The following is a 4,525-nucleotide window of genomic DNA, read 5'->3' on the forward strand; positions in this document are numbered from 1 at the left end:
ATTTCCATGACAATTCATAATAAATTCCTCCTCATATTTTCATTATAGTGAATGTTCAAGCTTAACCACTTTCCCACTTAAAATTGATCTATTTACAATATCTTTAATCTCATCTTTTGATATATTTTCATCTTTATAAGTTATTTTTATTTTTTTTGATTCTAAATCAACATGAATTTCTTCCAGACCTTCAACTGAACTTAGAGTTTTCACTACAGTCATTAAGCACCTATGACAGAGCATATTTTTCTGTTTAAAACTTAAATTATAACTTTTCAATATTACTCCCTCCTTATGTATACATTTTAAATAAAAAATATGAAGATTTGATGAAGATAATTGCAGAATAAAAAATAATTTTTAAGTCATAGTATGGACATTTAATAAAGATATATTATAGAAGTTGTTGTTAGTCTTATCCATATATAATTACATAAATTAAATACCTTGAATTACTAGTAAATAAACCAATAACAAAAACTTACGGAAATACAATTTTATATTTATTTGTCTAGCTTTCTTCATATTTTCTTCATAATTAAATTATATAATAAAAAATAATATTATATAATAATTATTATCAAAGAATTATAGGAGGTATATATATGATTAAGAGAAAATTAAAATTGATCTATACATTAGTCGCTATTGTAGCAGTTAGCTTAGCTGCATATATGGTCGTTGTAAAAAACACTGAAAAAAATTCAAATATGAGCAGTTCTATGATGGGAAATAATACACATGCAGTAGATCCTATGCAATCAAATAATAATTCAAATAAACAAAACATTGAAAATAGCCTTCCTATTCCTAAGCTTTTAGAGAATGAAAATCCAAATTCTAAAGTAGACGATTTTACTTTAAATGTTGATCAAGGAACTACTACTTTTATGAATGAAAAGGCTTCAGAAACTTATGGTTATAATGGTAATTTTCTTGGACCAGTAATTCGTGTAAACAAAGGAGATGATGTCAACATTCATTTAAACAATAATTTAAAAGAAGACACGACAATTCATTGGCATGGTTTAAATGTTGATGGAAATGTTGATGGCGGACCACATCAACCTATAGCCTCTGGAAGTAAAGCAGATATAAATTTTAGTGTTAATCAACCCGCTTCAACCTTATGGTTTCATCCACACATAGATGGTAAAACCAGTGAACAAGTATATAAGGGGTTAGCAGGATTACTTTATGTAGAAGATGAAGTGTCCAAAAGTTTAAATATTCCTAAGGAGTATGGAGTGAATGATATTCCATTAATTGTACAAGATCGTTATTTTGATAACAGCGGTAATCTTTCTTATGATAATTCAAAAATGACGGATGGTGCTTTAGGAAATACAATACTAGTTAATGGCGCAATTAACCCATATTTAGATGTTAAAAGAGTGAAGATGAGATTTAGGCTTGTTAACGGCTCTAATGCACGTATATACTCATTTGCACTAAGTAATGGTGATAAGTTTGAACAAATCTCATCAGATGGAGGTTTTTTAGAAAAGCCGGTAGAGATGAATAAATTAGAATTAGGACCTGGCGAAAGGGCTGAAATAGTAATAGATTTTTCAAAATATGATAAGGGAACAACTTTATCCCTAACAGGTGGAGATTTTAATGTATTAAAGTTTAATGTGAAAGATGATGGAATAGATACTACAGAAATACCTGATTCTTTAACTAAGATAACGCAACTATCTCAATCTTCTGCAAAAACAGTAAGAAAATTTAATCTTCAAGGTATGGGAAACATGGTATCAATTAATGGAAAGCAGATGGATATGAATAGAATAGATTTAAAAGTTAATCTTAATGATACTGAAATATGGGAAATCACAAACCCAAAGGATATGATGGGAGGAATGAGCCACCCATTCCATGTTCATGGAGTTCAGTTCCAAGTGTTATCTAGAAATGGCCTAGAACCACCTGAAAATGAGAGAGGCTTAAAGGATACTGTATTAGTTAATCCTGATGAAGATGTAAAAATACTAATAAAATTTAATCAAAAGGGTTTATTTATGTATCACTGCCACATTCTAGAGCATGAAGATGCTGGAATGATGGGGCAATTTGAAGTAGAATAATAGAAAGTTGCGGTTTAAATTTAATAAATTCTAAAACCGCAACTTTTTTTCTAAATAAGTTATTTATTATAAACATTCTTGTTTAAACAAAGGAATAAGGTAAATCGATACTTTATCCATTAATTAGTTTTTTACGAACATCTTCTAAGTTCACAGTTTTTAATGAATCTGTAACTTCAATTGCTATCGCTGCTACATTATCTTTAATAATAAGATATGTTCCACTTTTGTCTATCTTAAATCCAACATTAGTAATGCCTTTTTTTCCAGTAAAAGAACTTATTTGATCACCAGTATCTGCATTTACTACAGTAAAATTTCCATCAGCCTTGTCAAATGAATTAAGATCAATTGCTAGGTTAGTTTGTATTCCTTTCTCTAATACTACAACAAGAGGTTCGAACTCGTAGCCAGTTCCCTTTATACTTAGACTTTGTGTATTTCCTGAAATATTTGCTTTTTTAACTAATCTATCAGTAGGAACTTTACTTAAATCATTACCATATATACTTGGAGTCTGTGGTGCAGAACTTGCTGCCCCAGCCCCACCTGTACAACAGCTCATTCCACTACTTGGAGCTGGAATTGATGAATCTGCCTTAGATGTATCTACAGAATCAAGATTATCTGTAACTTTAATTACTCCTCTTATCATTCCCATCCAGCAGCTGAAATTTATGTCTCCATCCTTCGGTGTAAATTCTATTGTATTTTCGCCAGACTTCAAAGTTTTTTGTATATTAAGTGATGGAACTACTACTGCATTATTACATGAATTTATTTGACTTCCTGTAATAATCCACTTAACAGGTATACCTTTTTGTACATAAAAAGCATTAGGAGTATAGCCATTATTATCTGCAGTCATCTTAATTACTTGAACTCCATTTTCAATAGTTGCTTTACCTATATTGGCTTGCGATGCCTGAGCTCCATTTCCTGAAATACTTTGTGTTAATGTATTAACCCCCGGAACTCCAACACCTGCAAGGGCAAGGCCTCTATTCCCCATTATTATTCCAAGTATTATTACTAAAATCCCACTAAATTTTAGAAGTTGTTTCGTATAACCTTTACTTAAAAAACCTGATATTGCTCCAAATACTAGCATTAAAGGAACTGTTCCTAAGGAGAACAAAAACATTGATAAAGCTCCAGCTGCAGCACTTCCTGTACCTAGCGCATAAAGCTGCATTGTTTGTAATGGACCACAAGGCATTAATCCATTTAGAAATCCAACTAAAAAAGGAGTCTTTGGCTTCTTCTTTAATTTGCATGAGGACCATGGCAATTTAATATTAAACTTTCTAAATAAAGAGAATCCGGTCATATTTAAGCCCATCATTATCATGAATAAACCTGAAGTTATTTGAAGTCCAGCTTTTACATTTAGGGATAACGATAGTACAGAACCTAAAGCTCCTACAATACCACCAATAATTGTATATGAAGTTACTCTTCCCATATTATATAAAATTGAAGGCATTAAAGTTTTAAATTTATTTTGCTTTTCATTTACAATACTGTTGCTAGATAAACTTTGTGTAAGCATTATTCCACCACACATTCCAACACAATGTATAGATGTAAGCATACCAACAACAAATAACACCACATAAGATGCATTGTTTAATTTAGCACTCATATCAAATCCTGATGTTGAATTACCAAGGAGTAATACGGCAGCAACTATAACCAAAAAGCCTGCAAATTTAATACCATTTGAACTGTTCGTACTGTACCCTGCTTTATTAATAACCTCCTTTAATTGTTCCCTAGTACAAAGTTTACTATCGTATTCAATAGTAACCTGCTGTGCACTATAGCTAGCCATTGCATTTACAACTCCGTCAACCTTCTTTAATGCTTTTTCTACTCTGTTTTCACAAGACGTACATGTCATGTCATACACTTTAATAATCTCTCTTTTAATGCTCATATTGTCCTCCACTTAAATTAATGTAATTTATTCTAATAATAAATTTTAATCATAACTGATTTTTACATATATTAATTAATTATAAGAAAAAGTTATGAAGATTTTATGAGCATTCAATAAAAAAACACATAAAATCTAAATATCTTTAAAACAAAACTATTAAAGACTAAATACATAATGAATATTAAAAGAGTTACTTGTTTAAATGATTTTGTAATCTAAACAAGCAACTCGTTCTATTTAACCTCTAAATTTCTCATTAAAGTTTTTTATGTTCATTTATAGAATCAAGATTATCTGAAACTTTAATTACACCTTTTATCATTCCCATCCAGCAACTAAAGTCTATATTTTCATCCTTTGGTGTAAATTCTATTATATTTTCTCCTTTCTTTAAATCTTTCTTTATATCAAAAGATGGTAATACCACTCCATTATTACACGAATTAAGCTGATTTCCTTCAAATATTAACTTAACAGGAATATCTTTTTGAAC

At 30.0% G+C, this 4,525-nt stretch carries 3 protein-coding genes and 1 pseudogene; 1 reads left to right on the forward strand and 3 read right to left on the reverse strand.

Annotation, left to right across the window (positions count from 1 at the left end):
- Positions 1 to 42: 42 nt before the first annotated feature.
- On the reverse strand, positions 43 to 279 hold the full coding sequence (locus COL3_RS21425; RefSeq protein ID WP_099716716.1) for a heavy-metal-associated domain-containing protein: 237 nt from the start codon (positions 277 to 279) through the stop codon (positions 43 to 45).
- 326 nt (positions 280 to 605) lie between these two features.
- On the opposite strand from COL3_RS21425, the gene COL3_RS21430 reads away from it, so the two are divergent.
- Positions 606 to 2,090 (forward strand): multicopper oxidase domain-containing protein, encoded by a 1,485-nt coding sequence (locus tag COL3_RS21430; protein WP_008427037.1) that lies wholly within the window; start codon positions 606 to 608, stop codon positions 2,088 to 2,090.
- 112 nt (positions 2,091 to 2,202) lie between these two features.
- On the opposite strand, the gene COL3_RS21435 is transcribed toward COL3_RS21430, so the two are convergent.
- Positions 2,203 to 4,029 carry a sulfite exporter TauE/SafE family protein gene (locus COL3_RS21435; RefSeq protein WP_099716717.1) on the reverse strand — a complete coding sequence of 609 codons (1,827 nt, stop codon included), beginning with the start codon at positions 4,027 to 4,029 and terminating at the stop codon, positions 2,203 to 2,205.
- A gap of 259 nt (positions 4,030 to 4,288) precedes the next feature.
- Positions 4,289 to 4,525: pseudogene (locus COL3_RS21440) on the reverse strand (hypothetical protein); the annotation flags it as partial.

This window comes from Clostridium sp. LS, from assembly GCF_002760435.1.
Taxonomy (GTDB): Bacteria; Bacillota; Clostridia; order Clostridiales; family Clostridiaceae; genus Clostridium.